Consider the following 15,843-nt stretch of genomic DNA (forward strand, 5'->3'; position numbering starts at 1 on the left):
GAGGACCCCACCATGGCCAGTGCATTCCCCGAGGGCTTCGAGGCCCTGGACCCGTTCGTCGACTGGGCGATCCCGACGGAGAAGGCCCGCTACGCCAAGCGGATCTCCAGCACGATGGACGAGCTCGACGCGTTCTACGACGTTGCCTTCCCGCTCCTGAAGTCCGGCACCGCCTACCTGGAGAAGACCCCGATGGAGGGCATCTCCGAGCCCGACAAGCGCCTGCTGTGGCTGTTCTGCTCGCTGGTGACCGTCGCCTTCTCCGTGGAAGCGTGGCGCCAGCCCAGGGTGCCCGACTCGGGCGCCTCCAGCATCGACGCGGTCCTCGAGCCGACGGTCTGAAGCACCGACAGACTCCGAGTTGACCGTTCGCCCGGCTTCAACGACGAGCTCACACCTGAGCGTGTCACTTGCCACAGTGCAGAGTGCTATTCTCGCAGTTTGCAATCAGCCTTCTCAAGGTGTATGGGGGCCCGTATGCTGACGGCTGAGCGGCCTCTGGTGCGCTCCAGGGGGGATGACATGAACGTGACATGGCTAGCGTGTCACCCGCGGCGTACTCGGCCATCACCGATCAGCCTTACCCACCTGCCTCAATGGTCCTTATGGCTCCCGGAAGTGAGGTTGCGTCCAGATGCGGACAACCAGAAGGCGCCCCATCAGGCTGGGGTCGACAGCGACAGCGATCGCCGCACTCCTCGTCACTACGTCGGTTCAGTCCGTCGCGGCGCAGGCCGATGAGCCGCACGCGTCCATCTCCTCAGCGAAGGTATCAGTCGATTTCGGCTCGCAGCAGGGCGAACTGCCGCGTCCAGAGCGGCTGAACAACTTCGGCAACGTCACGGCATGGCCCAAGCAACGTGCCGGCGATGTGGAGTACCTGAACAAGCAGGGGTTGCACGGCGACGTCTATCGCGTGTGGGTCAGCAGTCCCAATGCCTCCGCCGCGGACAACGTCTTCAACCAGTGCGATCTCAAGACCCGGACCTGCGACTTCTCCAGGCTAGACGCCTATCTCACCGAGGCGAGCACGGTGTCCGACTCGCTGTTGATCAACCTGAACCCGACGGACTTCGTCGAGGGCAAGCGGCCGATGCAGGACCTGGAGGCGATGCTCAAACTGATCCTGCAGAGGATCAAGGAGAAGTACCCCCGCGTCAAGTACGTCGAGGCGTTCAACGAGCCGGACTGGCAGTTCCACGGACAGCAGCGCCAGCAGGGACGCCCGGCGGACCAAACGACGTTGCAACCCGGCGATCTGTACCGCTTTTACGAGCCGTACTACGAGGCCGTCCATCAGGTCAACAGGCACCTCCGGCGTGCGGACCGGCTCCAGCTCGGCGGACCGGCGCTGATGTACATGGACCCGAAGTGGATGAAGCCCTTCCTCGACGACTTCGCAGCCGACAAGGACCCGCGCAAGCGTCTGGACTTCCTCTCGTACCACGCCTACCTCGCTTGGGACGACGACTACCAGGTACCGACGATGTACAACGGTGACCTGAGAGTGGTGGCGTCGCAGCGGGAGACCCTGCGCGGATGGCTGGAGGAGCGCCGCATCCGCCGGGACATCCCGAGCTATGTCACCGAGACGGGCATCTATCCCGGTCCGGCCTACGACGACACCGATCCCAAGAAGGACTACATTCGGCAGGCGGCCGGCATGGCCACTTACGGCTACCTGTTCGCGAACCAGCCGGACACCTACATGTTCAACTGGTGTGTCCGGCACCGTGTCGAGGAACGCAAGGACCAGTTGGTGACCCGCACGCCCTACGGACCGGCCACCGACACCTTCACTCCATATGGGAACATGCTGCTGATGCAGTCGAGGATGAAGGACACCCGGGTGTCCGCCGTCCCGAAGGACAGCCTCGAAGGGGACAACGGTGTCTACGCGCTGGCGTCGAAGGACCGGACCGGCGCGTCCCTCATGGTCTGGAACTGGCAGCACGTGAACGACCGTAGTTACCGGGCCACCATTGACATGTCCCGGATGCCGTCGGACCTCAGGCACGGTCCGGTCCGTCGGCTCATGTACCGGATCGACCAGTCGACGAGCAACTACTTCGCCGATCCGGTCAAGGCAGAGCTCCAGCTGGTCGACAAGAGGGTCATCAGACCCGGCAGGACCCACACCGAGATCGTCGACTTGCCACCCAACGCGATCTATCTGATCGTCCTGGAGCGCGTGTAGACAAACCGGCGGGCGGGACGGGCCGCTCAGCGTGGTGGAGGCGGGCGTATGCGCCGAGTTTGGCGGCGAGGCATTCGGGGCGCCCATGGCGGCCCGGTCGACTTCGACGAAGGCTCGCAGCATCGAACTGCCCCCACCACCGTCGTCGGCGCGGTGCCGGTAGTAGAGGAGGGCGTCGGGGATGACGGCCTCACCCCCTCCGAGGGGAGTGAACCTCGGGGATCCAGTCCAGGGGCTGGCTCGTCTCCCCGTTCCCGGGAGCCCTGGACGAACGCGAGCCCGGCACGGGCCACCGTCAGGGTATGTGCGACGCGCAGCCGGGCGGCGGTGCGGTCGGACACTGTCCGCGATGGTCGCCAGCTGCCCAGTTCGGGCCATTCGGAGGCGATCTGCGTCCCGTACTGGCGAGGAACCGGCAGCGCATGCGACTGGCCTGGGGCAGCGTAACCCGGTCCACCACCCCTCCTCGCGGAGCTTGGCCAGGCGCCGCTGTGTCTGCTCGCTCCATACCCCTGGGGCGATCAGCAGATACATCTCTCGGGTCGTCGCCTTCAGCCACGGCGCAGTACGGCCAGCGCGAAGCGGTCCCCGCCGCCTACGTCCTCGTGCATCGAGCCTGAAAGCTCGATGGTCTGTGTCAGGCGCGCGGTGGACTTCTGCGCTCCGCCCTTGCCGCGCCAGCTCGTCCTGGCCTGAAGCAACCCCGGTGCCGCGGCCGGTGGAATCCGGCCCATTAGGCCTTTTCACCCCAGTGGTCATCCTCAGGTAGGAGAACCACGTCGTCGTTCTGCACGAGGATGGCCCGCGCCTGCTGCGTAGCCACGAGGACCAGGTCACTGCACTGACACGATGCCCCGGCAGCACTTGGAAGGAGAGCCTTGGTACCTACCTGAGAACAGACTTTGGAGAGACCCTTCTCGTGGCTACCTTCCTGTACAGACTGGGCCGCACCGCCTTCAGGCGGCGTTGGCTGGTGACCTTGCTCTGGGCGGTGGTCCTCGGCGGTGTCGGTCTCGGCGCCGCCAAGGCCCCGGCCGCGGGCGATGACGGCACGTCGTTCATGCCCGGCATCGAGGCCCAGAAGGCGTTCGATCTGATTGGGGAGCGATTCCCCGGCTCGGACGCCAACGGCGCCAACGCCCGCATCGTCTTCATCGCCCCCGGCGGGGAGAAGGTGACCACCGAGGACAAACGCGCTGCCATCGAGGAGCTGGTGTCCACGGCGGCCGAGGGCTCTCAGGTGGACAGCGCCGTCGATCCCTTCAAGGCCGGCGCGGTCAGCAAGGACGCCTCGACCGCGTACGCAACGGTCAATTACAAGGTCAAGTCCGGCGACCTGACCGACACCAGCAAGGACAGCCTCGAGAGGGTCATCGAGAAGGCTCGCGGCTCGGGGCTCACCGTGGAGGTGGGCGGCACGGCTCTTGCCTCACAGCCTGCCGCGGGAGGCTCTGCCGAGGCGATCGGCATCGCCCTCGCTGCCGTCGTCCTGTTGATCACCTTCGGCTCTCTGGCCGCGGCCGGGCTGCCGCTGCTCACCGCCGTCATCGGCGTCGGTGTCAGCATGTGCGCGATCCTCGCTCTCGGCAGCGCCCTTGGCCTGTCCATGACCACCGGCACGCTCGCCTCGATGCTCGGGCTTGCGGTCGGTATCGACTACGCCCTCTTCGTCGTTTCCCGCTACCGGGAGGAGCGCGCAAACGGACACGACCCGCGGGAAGCGGCGGGCCTCGCGGTCGGCACGGCCGGTTCCGCCGTGGTCTTCGCCGGTCTGACCGTGATCATCGCGCTCGCCGGCCTGTCCGTGGTCGGCGTGCCAATGCTGACCAAGATGGGCCTGTGCGCCGCCGGAGCGGTCGCCATCGGCGTCCTGGTCGCCCTGACCCTTGTACCCGCGCTGCTCGGCATGTGGCCGAACGCCGTCCTTTCCCGGAAGGTCCGCAAGACAGGGAAGCGGGGCGGCGGCACCGGATCCCGTTTCGGGTCCGCTGTCAACGGCGGCACCCGTTGGGCTCGCTTTGTGATGAGGCGTCCCGTGGCGGTCCTTGTGCTGGGTGTAGCCGGTCTGGGAGTCTTGGCCCTGCCCGTCGCTCAGCTGGAGATGGGCATGCCCGGCGATGAGGCGAAGCCCACGTCGACGACGGAGCGACGTGCCTACGACGCGCTGGCCGACGGCTTCGGTGCGGGCTTCAACGGACCGCTGACCATCGTCGCCGACGTCAGGGGAGCCACCGACCCACAGAGGGCCGCAACCGCGATGGCCGAGCAGATCAAGGGCACCGACGGCGTCGTGTCCGTCACGCCCCCGCGGTTCAACGAGACCGGGGACACCGCACTCTTCTCCGCTGTGCCCGCCACCGGACCGAACGAGGAGGCCACGAAGGACATCGTCCAGACCATCCGGGCGGAGCGTCCCGGTCTGGAGGGGGACACCGGTGCGACCTTCGAGGTCACCGGCAGCACCGCGATGGACATCGACGTCGCCCAGGCCCTGCAGAACGCTCTCGTGCCCTACCTGGCCGTCATCGTGCTGTTGTCCCTGCTGCTGCTCCTGGTGGTCTTCCGGTCCATACTCGTGCCCGTCAAGGCGGCTCTCGGGTTCCTGCTGTCGGTACTCGCCTCGCTCGGCTCGGTCGTCGCGGTCTTTCAGTGGGGCTGGGGTGCCGAACTGTTGGGCGTGGAGCAGACCGGCCCGATCATGAGCCTCATGCCGATCTTCCTGGTGGGCATCGTGTTCGGCCTGGCCATGGACTACGAGGTCTTCCTCGTCTCCCGCATGCGCGAGGCGTACGTCCACGGTGAGCGCCCCGGCCAGGCCGTGGTGAGCGGCTTCAGGCACAGCGCCCGCGTGGTCGTCGCCGCGGCCGTGATCATGATGGCGGTGTTCTCCGGCTTCATCGGATCCGGAGAGTCCATGATCAAGACGATCGGGTTCGGCCTCGCTGTCGCGGTCTTCTTCGACGCCTTCGTCGTTCGCATGGCCCTGGTGCCCGCCGTACTCACCCTGCTGGGCGACAAGGCATGGTGGCTGCCCGGGTGGCTCGACAAGGCGCTCCCCCGGGTCGACGTCGAGGGCACCGGACTCACCTCACAGGCTCAGGCGCCGGCCCCGACGGGCCCTGAGGCTCACCCGCGGGAGTCGGCCCGCACGTTCTGAGACGAATCAGGCGCAGACGCGCCGCGGTGCCGATGCATCGGTGCCGCGGCGCTTCTGTCACCCTGAACCGGCTGGTCTCACCTCGGAGTATGACGATGAGTGCACGATGGAAAAGCCGCGCCGCTGACCGTCCCTACACGGTTCAAGTGGCGACTACGGGCTTGCTGCTCGCCTTCACCGTAGGCGGTGTCTTCCTCACCCGGGCGGTCGCGGCCGAGGAGCCGCTCGTCCTCTGGCCCGGCCTGATGCTGTCCGTCCTGGCCTGTGCGGCATTGCTGCGCCGCCGCAGCCACCCGCTTCTCGTACTTCTGGTGACCACGGTATGCATCATGACCGAGGGGTTCCTGGGGTACCTCATGACGCCGTTGCTCATGGGGCCGATGCTGCTCGCGCAGTACACCGTGAGTCTGCGTCCTGATCGTAGGACCACCTGGTACACCGCCCTGGCAGCCGCCGCCGGTATCGCGCTCGTCGGCTTCATTACCACAGACTTTCCGCACGAGTGGATCATCGGCTTGGTCAATCCGGCGGCCTGGGTCCTGATGGTCGCCTCCTTCGGCAGCTACGTGCGCGTGCGCCGCGAGTACGCCGTCGCCCGCGCCGACCATGCCGCCCAGGAGCGGGACGAGGAGGCACGCCGGCGGGTGATTCAGGAGCGCATGCGCATCGCACGCGAACTGCACGACGTGGTCGCCCACCACCTCGCGCTCGCCAATGCCCAGGCCGGCACCGCCGCCCATCTGGCCCGGACCCGTCCCGACCAGGCCATCGCCATGATCGAGAAGTTGCCGGAAGTGACCGCCGCGGCCCTCCGTGAGCTCAAGGCCACCGTCGGCCTGCTGCGTCAGGACACCGACTCCCAGGAGCTGGCTCCCGCACCGGGCCTCGACCAGCTGCCGCAGCTCGTCGAAACGTGCGCGTCAGCGGGCCTGGACGTATCCGTCAGCACCGAGGGCCAGCCACAAGCACTCACGCCCGGCCTGGACCTCACGGCATACCGGATCGTCCAGGAAGCACTGACCAATGTCACCAAGCACGCCGCCACACCCTCCGCGCGGGTGCGGCTGGACTACACCGCTCACTACCTGACACTCACCATCACCAACGAAGCCGGCTCACCTCCCTCGGCTGCTGCCGCCTCTCGTGGCTTCGGACTGCTCGGCATGCGCGAACGTGCCTTGTCGGCAGGGGGAACGTTCCACGCCGGCCCGCGGCCCGGAGGCGGTTTCGAAGTCGCCTGCGCGCTTCCCCTTCCCAGCTCCGAGGAGAGCACCTCATGACCATCCGCGTTCTGCTCGCCGACGATCAGGCGCTGCTCCGGGCCACCTTCCGCATCCTTATCGACTCCGACCCGGACATGACGGTCGTAGCAGAGGCAACTGACGGGCAGCAGGCCGTGCAACTGACCCTCGAGCACCACCCCGACGTCGTCCTCATGGACATCCGCATGCCGGGCACCGACGGACTGGCCGCCACTGCGGACATCTGCGCCCGGACCGAGCTGTCGAGCACCCGGGTCCTGATCCTCACCACCTTCGAGAACGACGAGAATGTCGCCCTCGCCCTGCGGTCCGGGGCGAGCGGATTCCTCGGCAAGGACGTCGGCCCCGACGTCCTGTTGGCGGGCATCCGTACCGTGGCGGCGGGAGACTCCCTGCTCTCCCCTACGGCCACCCGGGCATTGATCACCCGCTTCCTGGCCTCCCCGGCCGACCACGTGCCCCTCGCCGCGCCAGAGCGTCTCACCCTGCTCACCGAGCGTGAACGTGAGGTCATGGCACTGGCCGCGCTGGGCAAGTCGAACCATGAGATCGCCGACCAGCTGGTCCTCAGCCATCTGACGGTACGCACCCACATCTCCCGCGCGATGACCAAGCTCGACGCACGCGACCGGGCTCAACTGGTCGTGATCGCCTACCAGAGCGGCCTTGTCCGACCGGACCTCGGCGGTTGACCACCTCCCGAGCGTTGTTGCCCGGTCGCCCCGATGACACGGCCGTGCTGCGCTACATGGGCCGTACTGTCCCGCTCGCCCGGGCCTCGGCCGCCGCGTTCGCGGGGGTGCTGGTGCCAGCGGTGGGCGGGCATCCGTGGACGGGGTGCACGTGCACTGCCGGTGGGGTGCGCACAACGTTCTGGCCATCACCCTCGTTCACCCCGATCGGCGGGGTCACCGATGACGGTCCAGGTCTTTGTGGACCGTTCTGTTCCTGGAGTTCCCGCTGATGGTGTCGGTGGTGTTGGGCTTCGTGGGGCTGGTGAAGACCCGCTCGGTATATTTGCGCAGCACGGTCCAGACGCTGGCTTTGCCGGTGTACTCCTGTGCCTGCCTATCGGCGTTGATGCGGTAGAGGTGGCTGGCGGTTGGGACCACGATGCCGGCTCCACCGCCCCAGGGCTGTGCTACCTCGGGCTTGCTCGATGCGGGTGCGGTCGATGCCGGGGCAGGTGATGACCGCGGCGTGTGCCGGACTTCCACCCGAGCCATCGGACCGGTGTGCGGGGAACTCGGTCCCCCGGGTGCCGCGCTCTGCCGGACTTGCCCGCGGGGTCGCGGTCTCGGGCTGGTCGTTCGAGTTCTGGGGCCGGCTGGCGATGATGAGGACGGAGACCAGGGCCGCGAGGACCGCCCGTTGCGCAGGCGCCGGGAGTGGATCGCTCGAGGCCGGCGGGTTGTCCGCGAACAAGCCCACTTCTTCGCCGTTGCTGTACGTAGGCTCCGGAGTTGAAGCAGGAGCCGGTCCTCACGCCTGGTCTCGATCGGCGCCGGGGCTGTCCTGGACGGACCGCGATGGTGACGCGGCACTCGGTGCTGGTGCTGGTGCGGTGGCAGGGGAGGGGGGCGCTGACCATGGCAGCAGCTTGGAGTCGGCGTGCCTCCTGGTGCTTCTGGTGCGGGCGCGATGCGGCGCCTTGCGGGAGTACCCTCTTCGCGTGACACGACCTCTGTCTGACGAACAGCCTTCCGGCAATCAGGGACGTAAGGTCGCCGCTCGCAACCGCGTTGCTCTCATCGCCGCCGCCCGGGAAATTTACGCGGAGCACGGTCTGGACGCACCGTTGTCCGCGATCGCGCGCCGTGCCGGCGTTGGTCAGGGAGTGCTGTACCGGCACTTCCCCGACCGGGCCGCCATAGGCACCGCGGTGCTGGAAGAGAATGTCAGGCAGATCGAGCAGGTTGCGGCGGCGGACGCCTCGGACATCGTGAGAATTCTGGGTGTGCTCACCTGGCATGTGACCGAGTCGACGGCCTTCCTGGGCATTCTCCACACGCATGGTGCATCCAGCCGCTCTAGTGCCCTCGCGTATGCCGCCGCGCTGTCGAAGCGTGTTGAACAGGCTGTGCGGGCACGCCTGCCGGGCGGTCACCGGCTTGCTGGCCATCCTGATGACCTGATGATCGCCATCGCCATGGTATCCGGGGCTGCCACCGGCCCCACCCGCGAGCACCGGGAACGCCGGGCACAGGCGGCCTGGCGGTTGCTGGGCGTCGAGGTGGGGCCGGTGCGGCCTTACGAAGAGTGACCGACGTCAGCCGCCATTGGACTGCCGTACTCCCTCCGCGAGCGCGTCGAAGGCGTACAGGTAGCCCCCGTCCGGCCCGCTGACGGTCATGTAGGCCCGGGTCCCGCCGGGCGTGATGGCCACGTTGGTCGCCGACTCCAGCCCATCGGCGGCACGGCCCGGGACCTCCACGGTCGCCACGCGCTCACCGTTCTTACTGTAGACCGCCATCGCTGGCCGGCCGTGCAGTCCCTGGTAGAGGTTGCCGTCGGCGTCCACGGCGATGGAGTCGGTCTGCGCGATGCCGCCGTCGACCCGGATCGCGGTGTGCCGGGAGGCCACGGCACCCTCCTTGTCCAGGAGAAGGTAGGAGATGCGGTTCTGCGTCAGCTCGCTGAACCACAGCCCTCGGTAGTCCGCGTCGAAGGAGATGCCGTTCGGCGCGGCGAGGCCGTCTGCCAGGACTGTGGCGTCCTTCCCCGAGCGGTCGATGCGCACCACGCGTCCCTTCGCCTCGCCCTCCGACATGCCGCGCGAGTCACTGACGTACAGGTTTCCCTCCCGATCGAAGGCGAGGTCGTCGGGATTCATCGGCGCTCCGTCGACCCCGCCGGAGAAGAAGGTCCGCGGATCACCGCCGTCCGGGGCGAGACTGACGATGTCGCCGCTGGAGAAGTCGGTCAGGTAGATCCGTCCGTCGTACGGGCTGAACTGGGCCGAGGTGTAGTTTCCTCGGTCGTCGGTGTGGAACTGCTCGGACGTGTTCTTCCGGACATTCACGCGCAGCACCTTCGGCGCGCCGGCCGGCGCGGTGACGTCGACGACGAGCAGCCTGCCGTCCTTGTCGAAGACCGGGCCCTCCAGCAGGGTCATCCCGGTCTGCTCGTGCACCTCGGTCAGGCGCATGACCTGCTGCGCGCGGAGGGTCCGGTCCCCTCCGATGGCGCCCGGGTCCGCCGTGGCGTCGGCCGTCTGCGTACCGCATCCGGTGAGGGCCAGTACAGCGAGGCCGGCGAGCCCGGCGAGCGGGCGGATCGGGAGTCGTCGCATGCGAATCACTTTTCCTGTCCGAAAGTATGCGGAAGCAACCTGAGGGCCAACCGGACAACACTGTCCGGTCCTTGTTACCGTAGTGCATGGCTGCTCAAGTCCTATGCCCTGCATCTCAGTTCATGGACGAGGTGGCTTCTTGCCAGCGAACCGGAAGGAACGAGGTCCCCCCACATGGCACGTTCACAGGAGCTGACTCCCGAGGTACTCGCTGAGCTCAGAGAGCGGTACCGGGTCGAGCGGGAGCGGCGTGTGCGCCCCGACGGCACCCGGCAGTATCTCGGTGCCGACGCCGAGTTCGGCTACTACGCCGCCGACCCCTACACGGAAGAGCCGACCGAACGCGAACCGGTACGGGACCGGGTGGACGTCGCGGTCGTCGGCGGCGGCTTCGGCGGCATCCTCGCAGGGGCACGGTTGCGGCAGCGGGGCATCGGCAGCGTCCGCGTGATCGAGAAGGGTGGTGACTTCGGCGGCACCTGGTACTGGAACCGCTACCCGGGCATCCACTGCGACATCGAGTCACACGTGTACCTGCCGCTGCTCGACGAGACCGGTTACGTGCCGGAGTGGAAGTACGCGCCCGGCGAGGAGATCCGTCGGCACGCGGTGCGGATCGCGGAGAAGTTCGACCTCTACGCGGACACCCTGTTCTCCACGGCGGTCACGTCACTGACCTGGGACGACACGTCCGAGGCGTGGATCGTCACGACCGACCGGGGTGACAAGTTCCGGGCGACGTACGTCGTCACGGCCACCGGCACCCTGACCGAGCTGAAGCTGCCCGGCATCCCCAGCATCGAGAAGTTCGAGGGCCACACCTTCCACACCTCGCGCTGGGACTACGCCTACACCGGCGGCACTCCGGACGGCGGCCTGACCGGCCTCACGGACAAGCGCGTGGGCATCGTGGGCACCGGCGCCACCGGCATCCAGGTCGTCCCGAAACTGGCCGAGGACGCTCGGCACCTCTACGTATTTCAGCGCACTCCCTCCACGGTGGACGTGCGCGCCAACCGCCGCACAACCGCCCAGGACGTCGGCGCCGACCGACCCGGCTGGGCGACCGAGCGCCGTGACAACTTCCTGCGCATCGTCTCGGGCGAGAGCGCGGAGGAGGATCTGGTGGCGGACCGGTGGACCCGGTCGGCCGGTCTCCTGGAGAAGCTCCTGCCGAGTTTCCGCCGTCCTGGCGACCGGGCAGCCTTCGAAGCGGCCTACGAGGTCGCGGACGCCGCCAAGATGAACGAGATCCGTGCCCGTGTCGAGGAGATCGTCGCCGATGCGGAGACCGCGGACAGGCTCAAGCCCTGGTACCGGTACGCGTGCAAGCGCCCCACCTTCTCCGACCTGTACCTCCAGGCGTTCAACCGGGACAACGTCACCCTCGTCGACACCGCCGACACCCACGGCATCGAGCGGATGACCGAGCGCGGCGTCGTGGTCGGCGGAAGCGAGTACGAACTGGACTGCCTGATCTTCGCCACCGGCTTCTCCGTCGGCGTCTCCGGCATCCACTCGGGCCGGCTGCCCGTGCGCGGCCGGGACGGCACCCGGTTGCGGGACGCGTGGGCCGCGCGAGGACCGCGCACGCTGCACGGTTTCACCAGCAACGGCTTCCCGAACCTGATCCAGCTGGGAGGGACGCAGAGCGCGGCAAGCGTCAACTTCACGCATGTCCTGGACGAGCACGCTGTCCACGCCGCGGCACTCGTCGCGGCCGCCGAGGCGAAGGGCGCCCTCATCGAACCCTCCCGCGAGGCCGAGGACGCCTGGCTCGCCACCCTGGCCGAGGACGCCCCCGACCACGCGTGGTTCCACGCCGAGTGCACCCCCGGCTACTACAACGGCGAGGGACGCGGCCGGCCGAACGGCCCCACCGCCTACCCCCACGGAGCCTTCGCCTTCCACGCGCTCCTGAAGCAGTGGCGTGCACAGTCCATGGGCGAAGCGCTGCAGACCAGGAGGACTGTCCAGCTGTAGGGAAGGTCTTCGGACCACCGTCCGTCTAGGTGCGCCGCTCACCGGGCTGCCGGTGAGCGGCACGGGGTGACGCCGAAGGTAAGGAGCAGGATCGCTGCGACCAGCTCCTCCGGTTGTGACACACGGTCGAGGGTGGCGAACCGGTCCACCGCCGCGGTTAGCGGGCTGCACCACCGAACTGAGGCGACCCCAGCCACCCCAGTGACACAACAGGCAATGTGGGGGCGGAACCAGCACCCACACCGAGGACGGTCCTTGGAGCGCGAACGAATCGGTCATCCTCGCAGGGGGGCGGCGTCATTCGGCTGTCTCCTCTTCCTGCTGGACGCCGGATGATGGTGCGAGTATCCGCGTGAATGTCTCGGCGATGGCGACGATGTCTACGGTGGGTTCGTGCATTCACCGAAGCTGTAGGCCGTCCAGGAGCGCCAACATCGCCCTGGCCAGATGGTCGGCCGGTTCGTCAGCCCGGATGACGCCAGCCACCGTGGGCCTTCGTGGAGCCACGCACGCCGCAGGGTTTGGAGACGTCAACGTGATGCCGACTGCATGCTTCGTCCCTAGCCAATGTCACTGCCGGTATCAGCAACGACAGTCACGCTCGGGTTTGTAGAGCAGGCGCTTAGAGGCCGTTTCTGATGGCGTGATCATTCGTTGAGCAGTGCATGACGGATCTGGTTGAGCGGTTGGTGCCGGACGAGTTGTGGACGCTGTTCCGGCGGGTGGTCCCGCCGACGGAGGTCATACGTCCGCAGGGCGGCGGCAAACGGAGGGCCGGTGACCGCGAATGCCTGGCAGCGATCATCTTCGTGGCCACCTCGGGCTGCACCTGGCGGCAGCTGCCGCCGGTGTTCGGGCCGGCCTGGCCCACCGTCTACCGGCGCTTCGCCCAGTGGAGCCAGGCCAGGGTGTGGGCCAGGCTCCACCGGGTCGTCCTCGACGAACTCGGTGCGCGGGGCGAGCTGGACTGGTCGCGGTGCGCGATCGATTCGGTCAGCGTCCGGGCGGCAAAAGGGGGCCTCTGACCGGACCGAATCCGACCGACCGTGGCAAGAGCGGATCGAAAATCCACCTCATCACCGACCGGAACGGCGTGCCGCTGTCGCTGGGCATCTCCGGCGCGAACATGCACGACAGCCTCGGCCTGCAGCCGCTCGTGCGCGGGATCCCGCCCATCCGATCCCGCCGCGGACCGCGCCGCCGGCGTCCTGCCAAGCTCCACGCCGACAAGGGCTACGACTACAACCGCCTGCGGAAATGGCTTCGCGAGCGTCGCATCCGCCACCGCATCGCCCGCAAGGGCATCGAGTCTTCCACCCGGCTGGGCCGACACCGCTGGGTCGTCGAGAGAACGGTCTCCTGGCTGGCCGGCTGCCGCCGCCTGCACCGCCGCTACGAACGCAAGGCCGAACACTTCCTCGCCTTCGTCGGCATAGCCGCAGCCCTCATCGCCCACCGTCGACTCGCCAAGTGAAACGACGTCTTAAAGAGCGTTTTGTCCCGGCAAGGTTGTTTGGTTCGAGGTTCAGGTATCGCGCCAGTTCGGGGTCGATTCGCGGGTGAGTCGTCGGCTTATGAGGTCGATCATCGCGATGTGAATCATGGCTTCGGACCGGTGGGCGTGGGTTTCGTAGTCGCGGGCCAGTCGGCGGTGGTGCATGAGCCAGCCGAAGGTCCGCTCGACCACCCATCGCCGGGGAATCACCTTGAAGCCTTTGGTTCCAGGGTTGCGCTGGACGACTTCGACGTCGATGCCGAGGCGGGCGCCGTGGTCGATCACCTTCGTGCGGTATCCGGTGTCGGCCCATGCCTTGGTCACGTGGGGGCTTGTGCCGGCGATCTGGGAGAGCAGGTGGATGCCGCCGGCATTGTCGGAGACGCTGGCCGCGCTCACCCAGACGGCCAGGAGCAGCCCGAGGGCGTCGACCCCGAGGTGACGCTTACGACCTGCAATCTTCTTGCCTGCGTCAATGCCCTGGCCGGCTGCGGGCACGTTGGCGGAGGTCTTGATGCTCTGCGCGTCCAGCACACAGGCACTTGGTTCGGCGTCCCGCCCCTCGGCCTGACGGACCAGGCGCCGCAGCAGGCCGTTGAGCCGGTCGAAGACACCTTCCTTCTGCCATGCGGCGAAGTAGCCGTAGACGGTTTCCCAGGGGGCGAAGTCGTGCGGCAGGTACCGCCATGGGATGCCGGTGCGGTCGACGTAGAGGATGGCGTCCATGATGCGGCGCAGGTCGTGCTCGGATGGACGGCCAATGTCCAGGCCCTTGCCCCTGCGCTCGGCCCGCCAGGCGGTGAGCGTGGGTCCGATCAGTTCCCAGCGGGCGTCGGACAGGTCGCTGGGATACGGGCGCTGTCGCGTCATGTTTCGGTAGTAGCGTCAGGAGCGGCACCGGCCCAGGGCGCAAACGGCGTCAACCAGGGGCGTGTTGGGATCAGACAGGAGCGAGTACATCGAAACGGGCCGAGGTCTCGCCTCTGTAGTCACACAGCCTTCGCAGGACCCTAGCGTCTCAACGACCCCACGGCGGTCCGCGACCTAAGGGCCACCAAACAACCTTGCCGGGACAAAACGCTCTTTTAGTGAGCGTTTGATTCTGATATTGGATGTTTCAGGGGGAATTCCAGGAGCCGTTTGAGAGCTCAGCGAAGCGATTCGCCGGAAACACGGCTTATGCAGCAATCAGCGAAGCAGTAATGCGCCGGTTTCCTTCCAAGAGCTCTTGTCTCATTCAGAAACCTACCGGTTCACGCCGAGTTGAGAGCGCACGCCCCCCGCAACCAGCACCCCCGCACACGCCCTGCCCAAGCCAGCCGCCGCCACGTACGCAGACCTTATGCAGCCCTCACGGCCCTACCCCAGCGACCTGTCCGACGCCCGCTGGGAACTCATCCGCCCCACCCTCGAAGCCTGGCGCCAGGCCCGCAACGGCATCCGCAAACCCACCCACGACCTGCGCGCCCTCATGAACGCCATCCTCTACGTCGACCGCACCGGCATTCCCTGGCGCTACCTGCCCCACGACTTCCCACCCCACCAGACCGTCTACGGCTACTTCGCCCGCTGGGAAGCCGACGGCATCTTCGACCAGCTCACCGGCCTGCTCCGCGGCAAAGTCCGCCAGGTCGAAGGCCGCACCAGCGAACCCAGCGCCTGCCTGATCGACAGCCAGAGCATCAAAACCTCCGCCACCGTCCCCCTGACCAGCCAAGGCGTCGACCCAGCCAAAAAGATCATCGGACGCAAACGGCACATCGTCACCGACACCCTCGGCCTCCTCCTGGCCGTCACCGTCACCGCCGCCAGCGTCCACGACTCCGCGGCCGGCACTCAGCTCCTGACCAAGGTCGCCGCACTCCACCCGACCGTCACCAAAGCCTGGGCCGACAACGGCTACAAGACCAAAGCCGTCGAACACGCCGCCCACCTCGGAATCGACCTCGAGATCGTCCAACGCGACCCCACCACCCGCGGCTTCCACGTCCAACCCCGCCGCTGGGTCGTCGAACGCACCCTCGGCTGGCTCATGCACCACCGCCGCCTGGCCCGCGACTACGAAACCCACCCCCACCGATCCGCAGCCATGATCCAACTCGCCGCCATCAACCTCATGACCCGCCGCCTCACCCACGAAACCACCCACAACTGGCGCGACAGCTAAACCAAATGAAACAGACAACCGAGAACCAAACGCTCACTTAGTCCTGCAGGGGCAGTATCGGCCTTGCGACCGCGAAGGTCACGCGAGGCGACGTCCGGAGAGGCGGGGAAGCACCGACCTGGCAGATGCGGCCGAGCCTCGGAACTGTCGTACGCCGGGCCGCGCCCCGAGAGGCTGTCACCGTCCCGGGTGCGGTGTCCCGTCGGTCGCTGAGGTCATGCCTCCCGCTGCGCGTCGATCTCGGCGACGAGGGCCTCGATGCGGGTCCGGATCTCGTCGCGGATGGGGCG

Annotated in this window: 11 protein-coding genes; 9 read left to right on the forward strand and 2 right to left on the reverse strand. The window is 67.5% G+C overall.

Going from position 1 to position 15,843, the window contains the following annotated elements:
* Positions 1-12: 12 nt before the first annotated feature.
* From RIF68_RS01160 to RIF68_RS01185, 6 genes are all read left to right on the forward strand, one after another.
* Complete coding sequence (locus RIF68_RS01160) at positions 13-342, forward strand: hypothetical protein (RefSeq protein ID WP_309049204.1); 330 nt, start codon at positions 13-15, stop codon at positions 340-342.
* Between the two features lie 529 nt (positions 343-871).
* On the forward strand, positions 872-2,197 hold the full coding sequence (locus tag RIF68_RS01165) for a glycosyl hydrolase (RefSeq protein ID WP_309049205.1): 1,326 nt from the start codon (positions 872-874) through the stop codon (positions 2,195-2,197).
* 919 nt (positions 2,198-3,116) lie between these two features.
* Positions 3,117-5,354, forward strand: a complete 2,238-nt coding sequence (locus RIF68_RS01170; protein WP_309049206.1) for an MMPL family transporter — start codon at positions 3,117-3,119, stop codon at positions 5,352-5,354.
* 95 nt (positions 5,355-5,449) lie between these two features.
* Positions 5,450-6,634 (forward strand): sensor histidine kinase, encoded by a 1,185-nt coding sequence (locus tag RIF68_RS01175; protein ID WP_375165657.1) that lies wholly within the window; start codon positions 5,450-5,452, stop codon positions 6,632-6,634.
* Positions 6,631-7,308: a response regulator transcription factor gene (locus RIF68_RS01180; protein ID WP_309049208.1), complete on the forward strand. Its 678-nt coding sequence runs from the start codon at positions 6,631-6,633 to the stop codon at positions 7,306-7,308. Before RIF68_RS01175 ends, RIF68_RS01180 begins: the two co-directional genes overlap by 4 nt.
* Positions 7,309-8,288: 980 nt before the next feature.
* Positions 8,289-8,879, forward strand: coding sequence for a helix-turn-helix domain-containing protein (locus RIF68_RS01185; protein ID WP_309049209.1), 591 nt, complete (start codon positions 8,289-8,291; stop codon positions 8,877-8,879).
* A 6-nt stretch (positions 8,880-8,885) separates the two neighbouring features.
* On the opposite strand, the gene RIF68_RS01190 is transcribed toward RIF68_RS01185, so the two are convergent.
* Positions 8,886-9,908 carry an SMP-30/gluconolactonase/LRE family protein gene (locus RIF68_RS01190; RefSeq protein ID WP_309049210.1) on the reverse strand — a complete coding sequence of 341 codons (1,023 nt, stop codon included), beginning with the start codon at positions 9,906-9,908 and terminating at the stop codon, positions 8,886-8,888.
* A 174-nt stretch (positions 9,909-10,082) separates the two neighbouring features.
* On the opposite strand from RIF68_RS01190, the gene RIF68_RS01195 reads away from it, so the two are divergent.
* Together RIF68_RS01195 and RIF68_RS01200 are read left to right on the forward strand one after the other, a co-directional pair.
* Entirely contained in the window at positions 10,083-11,891 is a 1,809-nt protein-coding gene (locus RIF68_RS01195; protein ID WP_309049211.1) for an NAD(P)/FAD-dependent oxidoreductase, read from the forward strand.
* A gap of 665 nt (positions 11,892-12,556) precedes the next feature.
* Positions 12,557-13,365, forward strand: a protein-coding gene (locus RIF68_RS01200; RefSeq protein WP_375165656.1) for an IS5 family transposase whose coding sequence is annotated in 2 segments (ribosomal slippage) — positions 12,557-12,899 and positions 12,899-13,365 — 810 coding nt in all. Because the reading frame shifts where the segments join, the coding sequence is not laid out codon by codon here.
* 51 nt (positions 13,366-13,416) lie between these two features.
* Here RIF68_RS01200 and RIF68_RS01205 read toward each other — a convergent pair.
* The gene (locus RIF68_RS01205; protein WP_309049213.1) at positions 13,417-14,256 is read right to left on the reverse strand and encodes an IS5 family transposase; all 840 of its coding nucleotides are present in this window, start codon (positions 14,254-14,256) and stop codon (positions 13,417-13,419) included.
* 472 nt (positions 14,257-14,728) lie between these two features.
* Here RIF68_RS01205 and RIF68_RS01210 point away from each other — a divergent pair, with 472 nt between their 5' ends.
* Complete coding sequence (locus RIF68_RS01210) at positions 14,729-15,553, forward strand: IS5 family transposase (protein WP_309049214.1); 825 nt, start codon at positions 14,729-14,731, stop codon at positions 15,551-15,553.
* The last annotated feature ends 290 nt before the right edge of the window (positions 15,554-15,843 follow it).

The sequence above is a fragment of the Streptomyces sp. genome (assembly GCF_031178505.1).
Taxonomy (GTDB): domain Bacteria; phylum Actinomycetota; class Actinomycetes; order Streptomycetales; family Streptomycetaceae; genus Streptomyces; species Streptomyces gulbargensis.

Coding starts and splice junctions, on each gene's coding strand:
- RIF68_RS01160 (WP_309049204.1), top strand. CDS start 13: ATGGCCAGTGCATTCCCCGAGGGCTTCGAGGCCCTGGACCCGTTCGTC.
- RIF68_RS01175 (WP_375165657.1), top strand. CDS start 5,450: ATGAGTGCACGATGGAAAAGCCGCGCCGCTGACCGTCCCTACACGGTT.
- RIF68_RS01180 (WP_309049208.1), top strand. CDS start 6,631: ATGACCATCCGCGTTCTGCTCGCCGACGATCAGGCGCTGCTCCGGGCC.
- RIF68_RS01190 (WP_309049210.1), bottom strand. CDS start 9,908: ATGCGACGACTCCCGATCCGCCCGCTCGCCGGGCTCGCCGGCCTCGCT.
- RIF68_RS01195 (WP_309049211.1), top strand. CDS start 10,083: ATGGCACGTTCACAGGAGCTGACTCCCGAGGTACTCGCTGAGCTCAGA.
- RIF68_RS01205 (WP_309049213.1), bottom strand. CDS start 14,256: ATGACGCGACAGCGCCCGTATCCCAGCGACCTGTCCGACGCCCGCTGG.
- RIF68_RS01210 (WP_309049214.1), top strand. CDS start 14,729: ATGCAGCCCTCACGGCCCTACCCCAGCGACCTGTCCGACGCCCGCTGG.